Annotated in this window: 9 protein-coding genes; 5 read left to right on the forward strand and 4 right to left on the reverse strand. The window is 48.1% G+C overall.

What is annotated here, in order from left to right:
- Positions 1-57: 57 nt before the first annotated feature.
- From AACM02_RS06340 to AACM02_RS06360, 5 genes are all read left to right on the forward strand, one after another.
- Entirely contained in the window at positions 58-2,253 is a 2,196-nt protein-coding gene (locus AACM02_RS06340) for a glutamine synthetase III (RefSeq protein ID WP_214062171.1), read from the forward strand.
- 69 nt (positions 2,254-2,322) lie between these two features.
- A complete protein-coding gene (gene gltB / locus AACM02_RS06345) occupies positions 2,323-6,861 on the forward strand; it encodes a glutamate synthase large subunit (protein WP_339116422.1) in 4,539 nt (1,512 codons plus the stop codon).
- 37 nt (positions 6,862-6,898) lie between these two features.
- Positions 6,899-8,329: a glutamate synthase subunit beta gene (locus tag AACM02_RS06350; protein WP_339116423.1), complete on the forward strand. Its 1,431-nt coding sequence runs from the start codon at positions 6,899-6,901 to the stop codon at positions 8,327-8,329.
- A gap of 126 nt (positions 8,330-8,455) precedes the next feature.
- Positions 8,456-10,123, forward strand: coding sequence for an asparagine synthase B (gene asnB / locus AACM02_RS06355; protein ID WP_339116424.1), 1,668 nt, complete (start codon positions 8,456-8,458; stop codon positions 10,121-10,123).
- Between the two features lie 50 nt (positions 10,124-10,173).
- On the forward strand, positions 10,174-11,778 hold the full coding sequence (locus AACM02_RS06360; protein WP_339116425.1) for a CTP synthase: 1,605 nt from the start codon (positions 10,174-10,176) through the stop codon (positions 11,776-11,778).
- A 22-nt stretch (positions 11,779-11,800) separates the two neighbouring features.
- Here the strand turns inward: AACM02_RS06360 and carB are convergent, their stop codons facing one another.
- The 4 genes from carB to AACM02_RS06380 all read right to left on the reverse strand — a co-directional run bounded on the left by carB (position 11,801) and on the right by AACM02_RS06380 (position 17,965).
- On the reverse strand, positions 11,801-16,156 hold the full coding sequence (gene carB, locus AACM02_RS06365) for a carbamoyl-phosphate synthase (glutamine-hydrolyzing) large subunit (RefSeq protein ID WP_339116426.1): 4,356 nt from the start codon (positions 16,154-16,156) through the stop codon (positions 11,801-11,803).
- A gap of 215 nt (positions 16,157-16,371) precedes the next feature.
- Positions 16,372-16,899, reverse strand: coding sequence for a DUF4252 domain-containing protein (locus AACM02_RS06370; RefSeq protein ID WP_214062177.1), 528 nt, complete (start codon positions 16,897-16,899; stop codon positions 16,372-16,374).
- Positions 16,896-17,459, reverse strand: coding sequence for a hypothetical protein (locus tag AACM02_RS06375; RefSeq protein ID WP_214062178.1), 564 nt, complete (start codon positions 17,457-17,459; stop codon positions 16,896-16,898). Before AACM02_RS06375 ends, AACM02_RS06370 begins: the two co-directional genes overlap by 4 nt.
- Positions 17,456-17,965: an RNA polymerase sigma factor gene (locus AACM02_RS06380; protein WP_214062179.1), complete on the reverse strand. Its 510-nt coding sequence runs from the start codon at positions 17,963-17,965 to the stop codon at positions 17,456-17,458. Before AACM02_RS06380 ends, AACM02_RS06375 begins: the two co-directional genes overlap by 4 nt.
- Between the last annotated feature and the right edge of the window lie 9 nt (positions 17,966-17,974).

Genomic DNA, 17,974 nt, shown 5'->3' on the forward strand with positions numbered 1-17,974 from the left:
ATCGTACATTGATTATTTGTGGATATTTGAAGCTAAACATTTAAAATAAAATTCATTATGTCAACATTGAGATTCAGTGCAATTGTGGAAGCATCAAAGCGCCTTCCCGTGATGGAGGAAGCTCCCAAGGGGCAACCGTCGGATTATTATGGCAAGTACGTTTTTAATCGGAAGCAAATGGCCAAATACTTATCCAGGGATACAATAAAAGTAATCGTGGATGCCATAGATGAGGGTATAACGTTGCCACGTGAAATTGCAGAACACGTTGCAGCAGGAATGAAAATGTGGGCAATGGAAATGGGAGCCTCTCACTACACGCATTGGTTCCAACCGCTGACGGATGGAACGGCGGAGAAGCACGACAGCTTTATTGACTATGTTGATGCGCCGGGAGGCGATATTATAGAAAAATTTTCCGGCAAGTTACTGGCACAGCAGGAACCGGATGCCTCAAGTTTCCCCAGCGGCGGTATCCGGAACACTTTTGAAGCCCGTGGGTATACCGCATGGGATCCATCATCGCCCGCCTTTATTGTTGACGATACCCTTTGCATCCCAACGGTTTTTATTTCCTATACGGGTGAAGCGCTCGACTATAAGACTCCTTTGCTAAAGGCCTTATCCGCTGTTGACAAAGCAGCGGTAGAGGTGTGCCGGCTGTTTGACCCCAAAGTAAATAAAGTTTATTCCTACCTCGGCTGGGAACAGGAATACTTCCTTGTCGACCAGGCTTTGTACGATGCCCGTCCCGATTTAAACCTCACCGGAAGAACGCTGATGGGGCACGAGAGCGCTAAGAACCAACAGCTCGAAGACCACTATTTTGGTTCTATACCTCCCCGGGTTGCAGCATTTATGCGGGAAGTGGAGTTTGAAGCGTACAAGTACGGTATTCCGTTAAAAACACGGCACAATGAAGTAGCCCCCAACCAGTTTGAACTGGCTCCTGTTTTTGGGGAAACCAACCTTTCCATAGATCAAAACCTGCTGGTTATGTCGTTGATGCACAGGTTAGCCGCCAAGCATCACTTCAGGCTTGTTCTTCACGAAAAACCTTTTGCCGGCGTAAACGGATCAGGCAAACACAACAACTGGTCGCTGGGAACGGATACCGGAGTGGGATTGTTCACGCCCGGAAAGACCGCTCGTGAGAACTTGCAGTTTATCGTGTTTATTGTCAATACGTTGATGGCAGTTTACAAGAACAACGGATTGCTCAAGGCATCCATTATGTCGGCTCAGAATGCACACCGTCTGGGAGCCAACGAAGCGCCTCCGGCAATTATTTCTGTTTTTCTCGGAACACAGATTTCCGCTGTTCTCGATAAAATTGAAGAAAGCTCCGAAGACGACGATATTGCGGTAGATGAATTTCAGAAGATGAGGCTGGGCGTAGCCCACATTCCCGAAGTGCTGATCGACAATACGGACCGCAACCGCACATCACCGTTTGCCTTCACGGGAAACCGTTTTGAATTTCGTGCCGTTGGATCATCGGCTAACTGTTCTTCAGCAATGACTGCTCTTAATGCTTCGGTAGCCATGCAGTTGATTGAGTTCAAAAAAGAGATCGAGGTTAAAATGAAAACCGGGATGAAGAAAGAGCAAGCGATTTACGATACGCTCCGCCTTTATATCAAGGCATGTAAAAACATCCGTTTCGACGGGAACGGGTATTCCGACGAGTGGAAAGAAGAAGCCCAAAAACGGGGATTGAATTGCGAAACAAGTGTTCCGCTGATTTATGACACCTATATCAGCCGGGAATCGGTGGAATTGTTTGAAACCGTCGGAGTGCTGAACGAAAGGGAGCTTCATGCGCGAAACGAAGTAAAATGGGAAACCTACACCAAAAAAATTCAGATTGAAGCCCGCGTACTCGGTGATCTATCCATCAATCACATCATTCCGGTGGCAACGCAATACCAAACGATGCTGCTGGATAATGTGTACAAACTTCGCGGCGTGTTTGACGAAAAACAGGCGAACGAACTGAATAAGGACGATCTCGCCTTAATCGTGGACATTGCCAGGCACATCTCCGGAATCAAAACCAATGTGGATGCGATGGTAGAAGCCCGGAAAGTAGCCAATAAGATTGATAACGAACGAGAAAAAGCCGTTGAATATCACGATAAGGTATTGCCGTTTTTCGACGTTATCCGTTATCACATCGATAAGCTGGAACTGATCGTGGATAACCAGATGTGGCCCCTGCCCAAATACCGCGAATTGTTATTTATCAGTTGAAGCTGCCTTCCATGCTGTTTCAACCTGTTTTTCTTTTTGGACAAACGGATTTAAAAAAATACGAATACAATGTTTATCGACAATCCTTTACAGTATATAGCTGATTACGAGCGTAAAACCCTTTATTCTTTTCAAAATGAGCACGATGCCTGTGGCGTTGGGTTGGTAGTCTCGTTGAACGGAGACAAATCGCACGAAACGGTAGAAAACGGACTTCAGGTGCTCGAAAATATGGTGCACCGGGGGGCGGAAAGTGCAGACAACAAAACCGGAGACGGAGCAGGTATTCTCGTTCATATCCCCCACGAGTTTATTTTGCTTCAAGGAATTGAGGTTCCCTCTAAAGGCAAATATGGGACCGGCCTGGTTTTCCTTCCGAAAAATAAGCAAAAAGCCGGTGAATGCATTGATCTTATTCAAAAACTCACCGTGAAAGAGGATTTGCATCTGCTTGCCGTAAGGGACGTGCCTGTAAATTCTACCTGTTTGGGGGAGATTTCCCGCTCCAACGAGCCCGATATCAAGCAGGTTTTTATTACCGGAAGTTATCCGCAGGATGAATTGGAACGTAAACTTTATATCCTGCGCAAAAAAATTGAGAAAACTATTTTGCAGTCCGGCACGGCGGCCGACCGCAGTTTTTACATCGTCAGCCTCTCTTCCAGGCAGATGATTTACAAGGGAATGCTGACCTCCCTGCAACTGCGGGAGTATTTTCCCGATCTTTCAAATCCGAACTTTACAAGCCGGGTGGCCTTGGTCCACTCCCGTTTCAGCACCAATACTTTCCCTACCTGGGACTTGGCGCAGCCCTTCCGCATGCTTGGACACAACGGTGAGATCAATACCATCCGGGGCAACCGGCAATGGATGGAAAGCCGGGAAAGTGTTTTGAAATCCGGCGTCCTGGGGGATATACAGGACTTGTTCCCCATTGTTCAGCCTGCCATGAGCGACAGCGCATCGCTGGATAACGTGTTGGAGTTTCTCGTGATGTCCGGCAAAAGCCTTCCCCATGCCTTGGCCATGCTTGTGCCGGAGAGTTTCAACGATAAAAATCCGATTTCCGGTGATCTGAAAGCGTTTTACGAATACCACAGTATGCTGATGGAGCCGTGGGACGGGCCGGCAGCGTTGCTTTTCAGCGACGGGCAGTTTGCTGGCGGAATGTTGGACAGGAACGGACTTAGGCCGGCACGGTATACTGTTACGCATGACGATCAACTGATTATTGCTTCCGAGACCGGCGTACTCGAAATTGCTCCCGATAAAATAAAAGCACGGGGCCGTCTTCGTCCCGGGAAAATGTTGATGGTGGATACTAAAACAGGCCGCATTTTCTCCGACGATGAATTGAAAAAAACGCTTGCCGAAGCCTTTCCATACAGGGATTGGCTCAATAAAAACTGCAGCAACCTCGAAGAGATTTCCTCGGGACGGAGTGTGAACAATGAAATTCCTAACTTGAATACTTTGCTGACCGCCTTTGGCTATTCGGAAGAAGATATTGAGAACCTGATTGTCCCGATGGCCAACGAAGGCAAGGAGCCTGTTTCGTCCATGGGCAACGACGCCTCGCTGGCGCTGTTTTCCCGGAAACCGCAACGCCTGTTCAACTATTTCCGGCAACAATTCGCACAGGTTACCAATCCCCCAATCGATCCGATCCGGGAGGAATTGGTGATGTCGCTCACCGGGTATCTGGGGGCAATTCATCAAAACTTGCTGGATGAGATTCCCCGCTTATCCAAAATCGTGAAAGTGAAAAGTCCGATCCTGACCAATACGCAGTTCGATATCCTATTGAATCTGAGATATAAAGGATTTTCAACCGCTGTCTTGCCGATGCTTTTCAACCCTGAGGAAGGTGCTGCCGGATTAAAAAAAGCCATCGGCGAGCTGTGCCTTTTGGTAGAAAGAGCCGTAGATGAAGGGAAAAATTACATTGTCTTAAGCGACCGGGGAGTTGACAAGAATCACGCTCCAATTCCTTCCCTGCTGGCGGTTTCTGCCGTGCATCATTATTTGGTGGAAAAAAGGAAGAGGATTCAGATTGATATCGTCGTGGAAAGTGCCGAACCCCGGGAAGTGATGCATTTTGCCTTGTTGTTTGGCTTCGGAGCTAACGCTATAAATCCCTACCTCGCGTTTGGCGTGCTGGCAAAAAAAGTGAAAACAGGCGATATCCAGCTTGATTTCGAAACGGCAAAGAAAAACTACATCAAGTCGGTCAACAAAGGACTGCTTAAAGTTTTGTCAAAAATGGGAAACTCGACGCTGAGGAGTTACCGTGGAGCACATATTTTTGAAGCCATCGGCATCTCTTCGGGCGTACTGAATACTTATTTCAAGGGAATTTCGTCAAAGATAGAAGGCATCGATATGGACGACATTGCCCACGAGGTGCTGCTGCCATTTTTCGAATCATTCAACGAGGCCGATAACGGGGCGTCTCGCCTGGAGAACCTGGGTATTTACGCTTACCGCAACAACGGGGAATACCATGCCTGGAACCCCGAAACTGTTTCCCGTTTGCAGATTGCAACCAAAACCAACAACTACGGCCTGTTTAAAGAATATACCCGAACGGTGGACGATAAACCCAATCCGGCTTTCATAAGGGATATGCTCGATTACAAACGGAATCCGATTGACATTTCGGAGGTGGAGCCGGCCGCAAACATCATGAAGCGGTTTTGTACAGGTGCCATGTCGTACGGCTCCATCAGCCGGGAGGCACACGAAGCGATGGCCATTGCCATGAACATCATCGGAGGAAGAAGCAATACGGGCGAGGGCGGTGAAGATCCCGAAAGATACAAGAAGCGGGACGACGGATTAAGTACCCGTTCGGCCATTAAGCAGGTTGCTTCCGGGCGTTTTGGCGTTACCGCCGAATACCTGGTGAATGCTGATGAGCTTCAGATAAAAATTGCACAGGGAGCCAAGCCGGGTGAAGGAGGCCAGCTCCCCGGCTATAAGGTGGATAAAATCATAGCCAGGACAAGGCATTCCATTCCCGGAATTTCACTGATTTCACCGCCACCTCACCACGATATTTACTCTATCGAAGACCTGGCGCAGCTTATTTTCGATTTAAAGAACATCAATCCTTCGGCCGTCGTGAGCGTCAAGCTGGTTGCGGAGAGTGGGGTAGGTACCATCGCGGCTGGTGTTGCCAAAGCCAAAGCCGATTTGATCCTGATAAGCGGTAGCGAAGGCGGAACGGGGGCAAGCCCTGCCAGTTCCATCAAGCATGCGGGGTTACCGTTGGAAATTGGGCTGGCCGAAATACAGCAAACGCTCGTGATGAATAATTTGCGGGGAGTTGTCCGTCTGCAGGCCGACGGACAGGTAAAGACCGGCCGCGACATCATTTTATCCGCGCTGCTGGGAGCCGAGGAGTTCGGGTTTGCCACCAGTGCCCTGATTGTATTGGGTTGCGTGATGATGCGTAAGTGCCACCTGAACACTTGTCCGGTAGGGGTAGCCACACAAAATGCTGAACTTCGCAAACGATTTGTAGGGAGATACGAATATTTGGTGAACTTCTTTACGTTTCTTGCCGAGGAAACCCGTGAGCACCTTGCTCAACTGGGTTGCAGAACACTGGAAGAAGCTGTCGGACGGGCCGATCTATTGGAGAGGAAGCAGTTTCCCGATTTTCCAAAAACAGGTAAGATCGATCTTTCAAAAATTATATTTTTCCCTGGAGACGTTACCCCTAATGCGTTACATAAAATTTCGGATCAAGAACATAAGATCTGCGACGTCCTTGACAGGGAGTTGATTCGCAGATCGTCACCCGCGCTGGATTTACTTATGCCTGTTGAAATAAAGCTGAAGATAAGGAATACCGACCGTGCTGCCGGTGCCATGCTTTCTGGCGAAATAGCCAGGCGATACGGGCAGGCCGGATTGCCCGGTGATACGATAAAAGCTACGTTTGAAGGTTCAGCCGGGCAGAGTTTCGGGGCATTTCTGGCAAAAGGAGTTACCTTTCGCATCGAAGGCGATGCCAACGATTACCTGGGAAAAGGCCTTTCGGGCGGGAGAATCATTGTCGTCCCACCCCCGGGAAGCACGTTTAAGCCCGAAGAGAACATACTTTGCGGAAATACGTTACTCTATGGCGCTACCTCGGGTGAGGTTTACATCAACGGAGTGGCCGGTGAGCGCTTCTGCGTGCGCAATTCTGGCGCTATAGCTGTTGTGGAAGGGGCAGGGGACCATTGTTGCGAATACATGACCGGTGGCCGTACGGTTGTCCTTGGGCCTACCGGACGAAATTTCGCTGCGGGCATGAGTGGAGGTGTTGCTTATGTCTACGATGAAAAGGGCAATTTCGACTATTTCTGTAACATGGAAATGGCTGAACTTTCACTCATTGAGGAAGCGGACGACCAAAAGGAACTTTATGGCCTTATTTCAGCGCACTACAAATATACCTACAGTCCGCTGGCAAAAAGAATCCTGAAAAATTGGGCAGCAAACGTGGAACGATTCATCAAAGTGGTCCCGATCGAGTATAAGAAAGTATTGCAGGAGGAGAAGCTGGTGGAGTTGGACAAGAAAAATAAAATAACCTCTATAACAGAAGCCCGGTGATCATTGCAAGGTGTAAACCGGTATAAATCAAGATAAAATGGGCAATCCAAAAGCATTTATAACCATTCCCCGCAAGGAAGCGGGATACAGGCCTGTCCTGGAGAGAGTTACAGATTTTGAAGAAGTGGAGCAGGCCTTGAGCCAGGAAGAGCGGAAAGTGCAGGCTTCCCGTTGCATGGACTGTGGAATACCTTTCTGTCATTGGGCTTGTCCGTTGGGCAACCGTATGCCTGAAAGGCAGGATATGATTTACAAGGGAAAATGGAAAGAAGGAGTGGAGATTCTTCACGAAACCAATAACTTCCCCGATTTTACCGGGCGGGTTTGTCCTGCTCCCTGCGAAAAATCGTGTGTGCTTGCCTTGCACGAAGCGCCCGTAACCATTCGCGAAAACGAAGCATCGGTTACGGAGATCGCTTTTTTGGAAGGAATGATAAAAGCCCGTCCTCCCCGGCATCGGACAGGGAAAAAAGTAGCCGTCGTCGGTTCGGGTCCAGCAGGACTGGCTATTGCGCAACAACTCAACAGAAAAGGCCATGCGGTAACGGTTTTTGAAAAAGACAAAAGCCCGGGAGGATTGCTCCGGTATGGTATTCCGAATTTCAAGCTGGATAAAAAAGTGATTGACCGGCGGTTGAGACAGCTTGAAGAAGAGCGAATTGTTTTCAGGACAAGTACCGAAATAGGGAAGGATATTTCCGGTGCGGAGGTTATGAGTCGGTTCGATGCGGTATGCCTGGCGGTTGGCGCAGGGAAGCCGCGGGATATCAACCCGGCGGGGAGGGAGCTGGAAGGGATTTATTTTGCGATGGATTATCTTTCCCAGCAAAACCAGCTCATTCTGGGTGAGACACTGACCCATACGGGTAAAATTTCGGCCAGGGACAAGCACGTCCTCGTAATCGGCGGGGGGGATACCGGGTCGGATTGTGTGGGGACTTCCATCAGGCAGGGAGCAGCAAAGGTCACGCAAATAGAGATATTGCCCAAACCACCCGTTGGAAAAAACTCTTCTACGCCATGGCCTCACAGTTATCCAAATGTTTTGAAAACTTCCAGTTCGCACGATGAAGGGTGTGAGCGCCGTTGGTTGCTGAACACCATTGAGTTCAAGGGAGAAAATGGCACCGTAAAGGAAGCGGTGGTCGAGGAAATTAACTGGCAGAAAGCAGAGAATGGACGGTTGACCATGGTGGGCACGGGCAAAACTGAGACCATCAGGGCTGATATTGTCTTTTTAGCGTTGGGGTTTGTCCACCCGATACACGAGGGGTTGCTTGACGAACTTGGTGTGGTTTATGATGTTCGGGGGAATGTTGCTGTAGACAGAGAAAACCGGAGCTCGGTCGTAAACGTTTTTGCCACAGGCGATGCAGTGATGGGAGCCAGCCTGGTCGTAAAAGCCATTGCGTCGGGACGAAAAGTGGCGGAATGTGTCCATCAAATGTTAATCGAGGAAAAGGATTGAGGGCAAAGAGTCAGGAACAAAGAACCAAGAACCAAAAGCAAAGAGTCAGGAATAAAACTAATAGACTTGAAAATAGTCTGAATACCTTATTCTAGGGAGACTTCCAACTTAAAAAATCAACTTGAAATGTGTGGAATTGTATGTACGTTTAATATAAAAAGACCGGCGGAAAGCTTGCGTCAGCAAATCTTGAATATGTCAAAAACCGTTCGTCATCGGGGTCCGGACTGGTCGGGGATTTTTGTTTCTGAAAAAGCTATCCTGGCGCACGAGCGATTGGCCATAGTGGATCCGAAATCCGGAAGACAGCCCCTTTTCAGCAAAGACGGAAAGTTGGTATTGGCCGTTAACGGTGAAATTTATAATCACAGGGATATCCGGAAACAGGTTGAGGACAAATACGAATTTACGACCCAATCCGATTGTGAAGTGATTCTGGCGCTCTATCGGGAAAAAGGAGCGGGTTTTCTGGAAGATCTGAACGGGATTTTTGCTTTTGCGCTATACGATATGGAAAACGATCGCTTCCTGATCGGTCGCGACCACATCGGAATCGTTCCGCTCTATCAGGGGTGGGACAGGGATGGCGCTTATTACGTGGCTTCGGAACTCAAAGCGCTGGAAGGCCACTGCAACAGGATCGAAGAGTTCTTGCCTGGACAATACTATTACAGTCCGGACAAGGAGCCGTGCAGGTGGTATGTTCGTGACTGGATGGAGTACGGAAACGTGAAGGACAATCCGTCGGATGTTCAGGAACTTCGTCGGGCGCTGGAGAATGCGGTTGAACGTCAGTTGATGTCGGATGTGCCTTATGGGGTCTTGCTTTCCGGCGGCTTGGACAGCTCCATAATTTCGGCCATAGCCAGGAAGTTTGCTGCCAAGCGCATCGAAACGGGCAACCGGGAAGAGGCGTGGTGGCCCCGGCTTCACTCGTTTGCCATCGGACTGGAAGGTTCGCCGGACTTGGCTGCCGCGAGAAAGGTTGCCAGCTATATTGGCTCCATTCACCACGAAATATATTTCACCGTCCGGGAAGGGCTGGATGCTTTGCGAGACGTGATTTATCATATTGAGACATATGATGTTACTACTGTCCGGGCAAGTACTCCGATGTACCTGTTGGCCCGCTATATCCGTTCAATGGGGGTGAAGATGGTGCTTTCGGGCGAAGGTGCCGATGAGGTTTTCGGTGGTTATCTCTATTTTCACAAGGCTCCCGATGCGGAAGAGTTCCATAAGGAGACAGTGCGGAAATTAAGTAAATTGCACCAGTACGACTGTTTGCGAGCCAGCAAATCGCTGGCTGCATGGGGTGTGGAAGGGCGTGTGCCTTTCTTGGACAAAGAGTTTCTGGATGTAGCCATGCGGCTTAACCCGAAAGATAAAATGGCAGAGAACGGAAAAATTGAAAAACATATTTTGCGTAAGGCTTTTGAAGACTATCTGCCTCCAGAAGTGACTTGGCGGCAAAAGGAGCAGTTCTCCGACGGTGTGGGTTACGGCTGGATTGATTCCTTGAGAACCATTGCAAATGAGACAGTTACTGATGAACAAATGACCAACGTGAGATACCGTTTTCCTATAAATCCGCCACTGACAAAAGAAGAATATGTTTACCGAACCCTGTATTCAGACCTGTTCCCTTCTGATTCGGCTGCGCAGTGCGTTCCGTCTGTTCCTTCGGTAGCCTGCAGCACACCTGTCGCACTTGAATGGGATGAAGCGTTTAAGAAAAATGCCGACCCGTCGGGGCGCGCGGTGGGTTCAGTGCACGAAAGAGGGTACAAATAAATGCAGGAATGAAATAAATTTTTATCGAAATGTGTATCTTTACCGCAAAAATGGAAAAAACTAAATACATATTCGTGACAGGCGGTGTGGTGTCGTCTTTGGGCAAAGGGATTATCGCCGCATCGCTTGGCAAATTGCTGCAGGCACGCGGTTTCAGGGTGACAATCCAGAAACTGGATCCTTATATCAATATTGACCCGGGAACACTGAATCCGTATGAACATGGTGAATGTTATGTTACGGTAGACGGACAGGAAACGGATTTGGATTTGGGGCATTACGAACGTTTCCTCGGAGTGGAAACACACCGGGAAAATAACATTACCACCGGACGAATTTATCAGAACGTAATCAACAAAGAACGAAAAGGAGATTATCTCGGAAAAACGGTACAGATTATACCGCATATTACCGATGAAATAAAGGAAAACATCAAATCGTTCAGTCGGAAGGGGCTTGACTTTGTCATCACAGAAATTGGAGGTACAGTAGGGGATATCGAGAGTTTGCCCTACATCGAAAGTGTGCGTCAGTTAAAGTGGGAGTTGGGCAAAAACTGCCTGATCGTACACCTTACCTACGTTCCGTATATAGCGGCGGCGGGGGAATTAAAGACCAAGCCTACGCAGCATTCCGTGAAGATGCTTCAGGAGCAGGGTGTACAGCCCGATATCCTGATCCTGCGCACGGAGCACCCTATTTCAAAAGAGTTGCGGAAAAAGATTGCTTTATTCTGTAACGTGGAGCCTCAAGCCGTGATGCAATCGATTGATGCTTCAACCATTTATCGTGTTCCGCTGAATATGCAGCAGGAGAAGTTGGATGAGGTAGTACTTACGAAAATGGATGTTGATTTGGAAAAAACTCCCCGGGCCAGTATGGAGGAATGGGCCGGTTTTGTGGAAAGGTTTGAAAATGCAACCGAAGAGGTGCATATCGGCCTAGTAGGCAAATACGTTCAGTTACCCGATGCTTATATGTCTATCATTGAGTCGTTGAAGCACGCCAGTGCCTTTCACAACAGAAGGCTCGACCTGAAGCTGATTTTGTCTGATGATATTACGCCGGAAAATGTCGGTGAAAAACTGCAAAACCTGGACGGCGTAGTTGTCGCACCCGGGTTCGGCCAGCGGGGTATGGAAGGCAAGTTTACCGCACTTGAATTTGCCCGTGAAAACAATATCCCCTGCCTCGGTATTTGCATGGGAATGCAGACGATGTCCATCGAATTTGCCCGGAATGTTTTGGGCTATGCCGATGCCAACAGTACCGAGATAGACCCCGGCACTTCGCACAACGTGGTGGATATCATGGAAGAGCAAAAACACATCCTAAACCTGGGTGGCAGTATGCGGTTGGGCGCTTATACCTGCCAGCTTAAAAAAGGGAGCAAAGTGAACGCCATTTACAACAAAACCGAAATCAGTGAACGCCACCGCCACCGTTATGAGTTTAACAACGCCTACAGGGACGAATTTGAAGCTGCTGGAATGATCTGTAGCGGGCAAAACGATACGCTCAACTTGGTGGAAATCATTGAGCTTATCCACCACAAATGGTACATTGGCGTACAGTTCCATCCCGAATATAGCAGCACTGTTATCCATCCGCATCCGTTGTTTGTGAGCTTTGTTGGGGCAGCGAAGGGCCTGTAGGAAGCATCAGCTACCCGGCTTTCTACTTATACTCTCCCCAATGCTTGATCTCAATATCCTCCGCCTTCATGAAGCAGAAGGCTTTGATAAAGGCGCTAGCCAGCCGGGCGTTGGTTATGAGCGGGATGTTGAAATCTATAGCTCCCCGACGGATTTTGTAGCCGTTTGTTAATTCCCTTTCGGTCAGGTTTTTGGGAATATTGATGACCAGGTCCACTTTCTTTTCGGCAATCATGTCCGTAACTTTCGGTTCGCCCTCTTCGTCCGGCCAGGCTACACAGGTACTTTTCACACCGTTTTCCTCGAAAAATTTTTGCGTACCGCCGGTTGCAAACAAGTGGTATCCATTGTCGACCAGAAGCCGACAGGCATCCAGTAGCGCTACTTTCGATTTGGTACTTCCCGAAGAAACGACAATGTTTTTCCCGGGTATCCGGTATCCCACCGAAAGCATGGCGGTAAGCAGTGCGTCGTCGAAGTGGGTTCCGAGGCAGCCCACCTCGCCTGTGGATGCCATATCCACTCCCAGTACGGGGTCTGCCTTTTGCAAACGGGTGAAAGAGAATTGTGATGCCTTAATGCCCACGTAGTCCAGATCGAATGCCGACTTCTCAGGCCTTTGGACTTCTTCTCCAAGCATCACCCGTGTAGCCAGTTCGATAAAGTTGATCTTGATCACTTTGGAAACAAACGGGAACGAACGCGAGGCCCTCAGGTTGCACTCGATCACTTTGATGTCGTTGTCTTTTGCCAGAAACTGGATGTTGAAAGGCCCCGAGATGTGAAGTTCCCTGGCAATCTCCCTGGCAATCTGTTTAATCCGGCGAACGGTTTGCGTATAGATTTTTTGCGGTGGAAACTGGATGGTAGCATCGCCTGAATGGACGCCAGCAAATTCCACGTGTTCCGAAATGGCATAAACCACCAACTCTCCGTTTTGTGCGACGGCATCAATTTCGATTTCCTTTGCTCCTTCGATGAATTCTGAAACGACCACCGGATATTCTTTCGATACTTCCGTGGCCAGCGTCAGGAAGCGTTCCAGCTCGCTCGTGTTGGAACATACGTTCATTGCAGCTCCTGAAAGGACATACGAAGGACGCACCAGCAGGGGAAAGCCCACTTCGTTTACAAATTGGTTGATATCTTCAAGCGTTGTTAGTTCCTTCCACCTCGGCTGATCTATTCCCAGGCGGTCCAGCATGGATGAAAACTTGTGGCGGTCTTCCGCATTATCAATATCCGTAGCTTGCGTGCCCAGAATCTTCACGCCCGACTGGTGCAGCCGCACCGCTAAGTTGTTTGGAATTTGTCCGCCGGTGGACACGATCACCCCTTTCGGATTTTCCAGTTCAATGATATCCCTTACCCGTTCGTAGCTCAATTCATCAAAGTAAAGGCGGTCGCACATATCGTAATCAGTCGAAACGGTTTCGGGATTATAGTTGATCATCACCGAGCGCCATCCTTTTTTCCGAATGGTATTGAGCGCATTCACCGAGCACCAGTCGAATTCTACCGATGAGCCTATGCGGTAGGCTCCCGAGCCCAGCACAATCACAGACCTGTGGTCGCCCAGGTATTTTACATCATTAACTGTTCCGTTGTAGGTCAGGTAGAGGTAGTTGGTCTGCGCCGGATATTCTGCCGCCAGGGTGTCTATTTGTTTGACCACAGGCAGGATCCCGCGTTTGATGCGTTCATCTCGAACCGTATCTTTAGGCATCGGTTTCCTGTATATCAGTTTTTCGATCTGATAATCCGAAAATCCGGCTTTCTTTGCCTTGACAAACAATTCCGTCGGAAGTTGCTCCTTGTCACTGCATTTCTCGATGGAACGAGCAGTATCAACAATATTTTTCAGTTTATAAAGGAACCACCGGTCAATTTTTGTCAACTCGTAAATCTTGTCTACCGGATATCCCTGTTCGAATGCCTGTGAAAGGTAGATGACGCGCTTGTCGGTAGGAATGCTCAGGTTTTTGTCCAATTCCTTGGTGAATAGGTGTTTATTGCCCGAAAATCCATGCATGCCCTGTTGGATCATCCGCAATCCCTTTTGGAATGCCTCTTCAAAACTTCGCCCGATGGACATGATTTCGCCTACCGATTTCATGGAGGAGCCTATTTCACGGCTGACACCGTGAAATTTTGCCAGGTCCCAGCGCGGGATTTTGCAAACTATATAGTCCAGTGCAGGCTCAAAGAATGCCGATGTTTCTTTTGTTACCGAATTTTTAAGTTCGGGAAGGCCGTACCCCAGCCCCAATTTTGCGGCAACGAAGGCCAGGGGGTAGCCGGTAGCTTTGGAAGCCAGTGCAGAGGAGCGGCTCAGGCGGGCGTTCACTTCAATAACGCGGTAATCTTCGGAGAACGGGTCAAAAGCATATTGAACGTTGCATTCGCCCACAATGCCGATGTGGCGGATGATACGGATCGCGAGTTCACGAAGCTTGTAATATTCGCTGTTGGAAAGCGTTTGCGAAGGGGCCACCACGATGCTTTCCCCGGTGTGTATGCCCAGCGGATCAAAGTTTTCCATGTTACAAACCGTGATGCAGTTGTCGTACCGGTCGCGTACCACTTCATACTCAATCTCCTTCCAGCCTTTTAATGATTTTTCAACCAACACTTGTGGTGAATAATTGAAAGCCTTTGTAACGAGTGATTCCAGTTCGTCTTCGTTGTCACAGAAGCCGCTTCCCAGCCCGCCCAGAGCATAAGCAGCCCGTACGATTACCGGATAGCCGAGTTTGCCGGCTGCCCTGAGAGCGTCCTTAAGTGAGGTTACCGCTTCGCTCTGGATATATTTTACGCCGATTTCGGAAAGTTTTTGATTGAAGATTTCCCGGTCTTCCGTGTCGATAATAGCTTGGACGGGGGTGCCGAGCACGCGCACGTTGTATTTCTCGAGGATCTTATTCTTGTATAGCGCTACGCCGCAGTTCAGCGCCGTCTGTCCTCCAAACGAAAGAAAGATGCTGTCGGGACGCTCTTTTTCGATTACCCGCTCCACAAAATCCGGGGTTACGGGTAAAAAGTAAACCTTGTCGGCAATGCCCTCTGAGGTCTGAACAGTAGCTATGTTGGGGTTAACCAGCACGGTTTCAATTCCTTCTTCCTTCAGCGCCTTTAAAGCTTGCGAACCGGAATAGTCGAATTCGCCGGCTTCGCCAATTTTCAGTGCGCCAGAACCCAAGAGCAGAACTTTCTTGACAGATCCTTTTTCAATGCCCCGGTAAACTTGTTTTAAAACTGATTTTGCATCGAGTTCATCCTCGATGAGTTTTGGAATCGGAATATTTTTAACTTCGAGCGTCCGGATAAACACATCAAAGAGAAACTCGGTGTCGGTCGGCCCTGCCGATGCCTCGGGGTGGAATTGACAGGAGAACCAGGGATTGGTTTTGTGGCGGATGCCTTCGTTCGTTCCGTCGTTCATGTTGACGAAAAGAGGTTCCCATTCCACGCCCAGCGAGTTGTTATCCACCGCGAAACCGTGGTTTTGAGAAGTTACGAACGCCCGTTGCGTCCCGACGAGTTGCACTGGCTGATTGCAGCTGCGGTGCCCGTATTTCAGCTTATATGTGCTGGCTCCTCCTGCCAGTGAAAGCAATTGGTTTCCCATGCAGATTCCGAAAATCGGTTTTCCGGTTTGCATTGCTTTTCGGATGTTGTTTACGGTTGGCGTACAGAAAGCCGGGTCACCGGGACCGTTGGAAATAAACAGTCCGTCGAACTCCATCTCGTTAAAATCGTAATCCCAGGGTACGCGCACGATTGTCGTATCCCGTTTCAGCAGGCAGCGGATGATGTTGTTTTTCACACCGCAATCGACCAGTATCACTTTGTGCTTTCCGCTGCCGTAGACAATCACCTCCTTGCAGCTTGCTTTTGCAACCTGATTTTTGTCATCGGGATTCACAAACGGTATATCGGGTTCACCCGGAAAGACCAGTTTACCAAGCATTGTCCCTTTTTCCCGGACCAGCTTGGTCAGTTCGCGCGTGTCGATGCCGTAGACGGCAGGTACTTTGTTTTCCTTCAGCCAGTCGCTTAAACTTTTTGCAGCGTTCCAGTGGCTGTATTCAAAAGAAAAATCGGAAACAATAAGGCCGCTTGCCTGTATTCTTTCCGATTCGTAAAAGGTAGAAATGCCTTGGTGCGATTCGTCTTTGGGGACGCCGTAGTTTCCGATAAGCGGGTAGGTCAGCGTCAGGATTTGCCCGAGGTAGGAGGGATCTGAAAGGCTTTCGGTGTAGCCGACCATTCCAGTGCTGAAAACAACTTCACCGGCAACCGGTGCTTCGTAACCAAATGATTTTCCCTGAAATACTGTTCCGTCTTCGAGAACAAGATGGAGTGATTTGTTATACATATTGTTTAGGTGTGGATTTGATGTGAGCAGTAATAATAACCTACTGTATCAAAAGTTTCGCAAATTTACAAATTCTCTTGCATTTTAATTCAAAAAAAACGTATTTTTGTGCCATAAAAGCAGCAGGCGGCTAAACTCACGTTCTGCCGCCTGCTCATCGTTTAAATATAAAAAAGAAAAAAGTTATTTGTGCTCGTTCGGTTTGACTGACCGGGTCAGTTGTTTTTTTCGTTTCCTTTCTCTAAAACAGGTTCTTCTGCTTCTCCTTTCCGCAATGAGTCGGAAATTTTCGAGATTGAGTTGAAGTCTATATTTCCCGAAACGGTTATGATCGTTAATTTACTGTCGTCGTCCAATGCCATAAGGATAAGATCCTGCGTTTTCTCGTCGGTTTTTTTCATCAGGATATTTATTTTCGACCTCCTTTCATTCACCGATACTACCTCCTTGTAGTCTGTGAATTCGCTGGATGCCATCTCTTTTGCTTTTTCAAAATAGAATTTTGAGTCTGCTTTGTTTTCTGTAGTAATGATGCGAATGCTGTTTAACTCGCGAAAAGTTGTCTTTAGTTCTTCATCGCTGGTATTCGACGCCATTTTGTTAAGCATCGCTTTCCCTATGTTTACGTTACTTACCGGCCGTTCCGTTTCGACGCACTCCTTCAGGAATCTCGTAATGAAATCGTTTGCAAAGGTTGAAGTTGCCAAAAACAACGTAAACAAGACCAGAAAAATTTTTCTCATAGATTTTCGGGTTTGATATTCTTACTTAAATCGGGGTCATAGAGTGGAATCCTGGTGCTCAACGAATCGATTTCCGACCAATCCAGGTCTAAATCATCCAATTGCTCCAGCGACTTCAAAGATGCTTCTTCGGTGGCCCGTAATGCTTTGGATAGCTTCTCTAGGGCCGAGGTGGCCTGTTGTATGGCTGCACGAGGATCGTTGTATGTTTCGGCAAAGACCCGGTTGTTTTGGCGGGCAACAAAGTAAACGGATACCCCAATCCCGGCAATGAGAATAACCGATGCGGCGATACGCAGGAAAGGCTCGAATATTTTTATGGTGATGTATTGTTTTTGCCGGTCGGTTCTGCGGATCAGTGTATCAAGTTTCTTCTCAAAATCACAGCTCAATTTCATTGCCTGATGGTTTTGTTTATAGGCAAACAAAGGTGTATACGGCAGCAAGTCATCGGGGACGTCACCGAAGTTGAAAAATTCCTGTAGTTCCCTTTCCTCCGAAACCGATGTTTCGCAGTTCCAGTAATTCTCCAGCAATGTATGTATTCTTTCGTTGTTCATTCTTGTTTACCCGATAATAATTCTTTCAATTTATTTCTAGCCCTAAAGAGGTTCACTTTTACCAAATCTTCGCTAATATCCAATACTTGCGCTATTTCCTTGTAACTCATTCCTTCAATCTCACGCAGTTGAAATACCGCTTTCTGGCTTTCCGACAGTTGATTAATGCACCTATATATTAATGTGTTCCTTTCGGTTTCCACCAGTTTGAAAAACGGCGTTACGTGATCGGTAAAAATTCCGTTTTCCAATTCAGGAGCAATATTTTCTGTTCTTCGTATCGATAGAGACTCCACTCTGTCGAGCGCCAGGTTTTTTGTAGCGCGGAAACAATAGGCTTCCAGATTCTCGATGTTTTCCCACTCGTTATTTTTCGACCAAAGCTTCAAAAACACGTCTTGTACAATGTCTTCGGCTTCGGCGGAATCTCTCACGATGCTCCACGCAAGCCGGAAGAGTTTATCCTTTAGCGGTAAAATGATCCGATGGAATTTATCGTGACTCATTAGTTGGAT

This window comes from Petrimonas sp., from assembly GCF_963921705.1.
GTDB lineage: Bacteria > Bacteroidota > Bacteroidia > Bacteroidales > Dysgonomonadaceae > Petrimonas > Petrimonas sulfuriphila.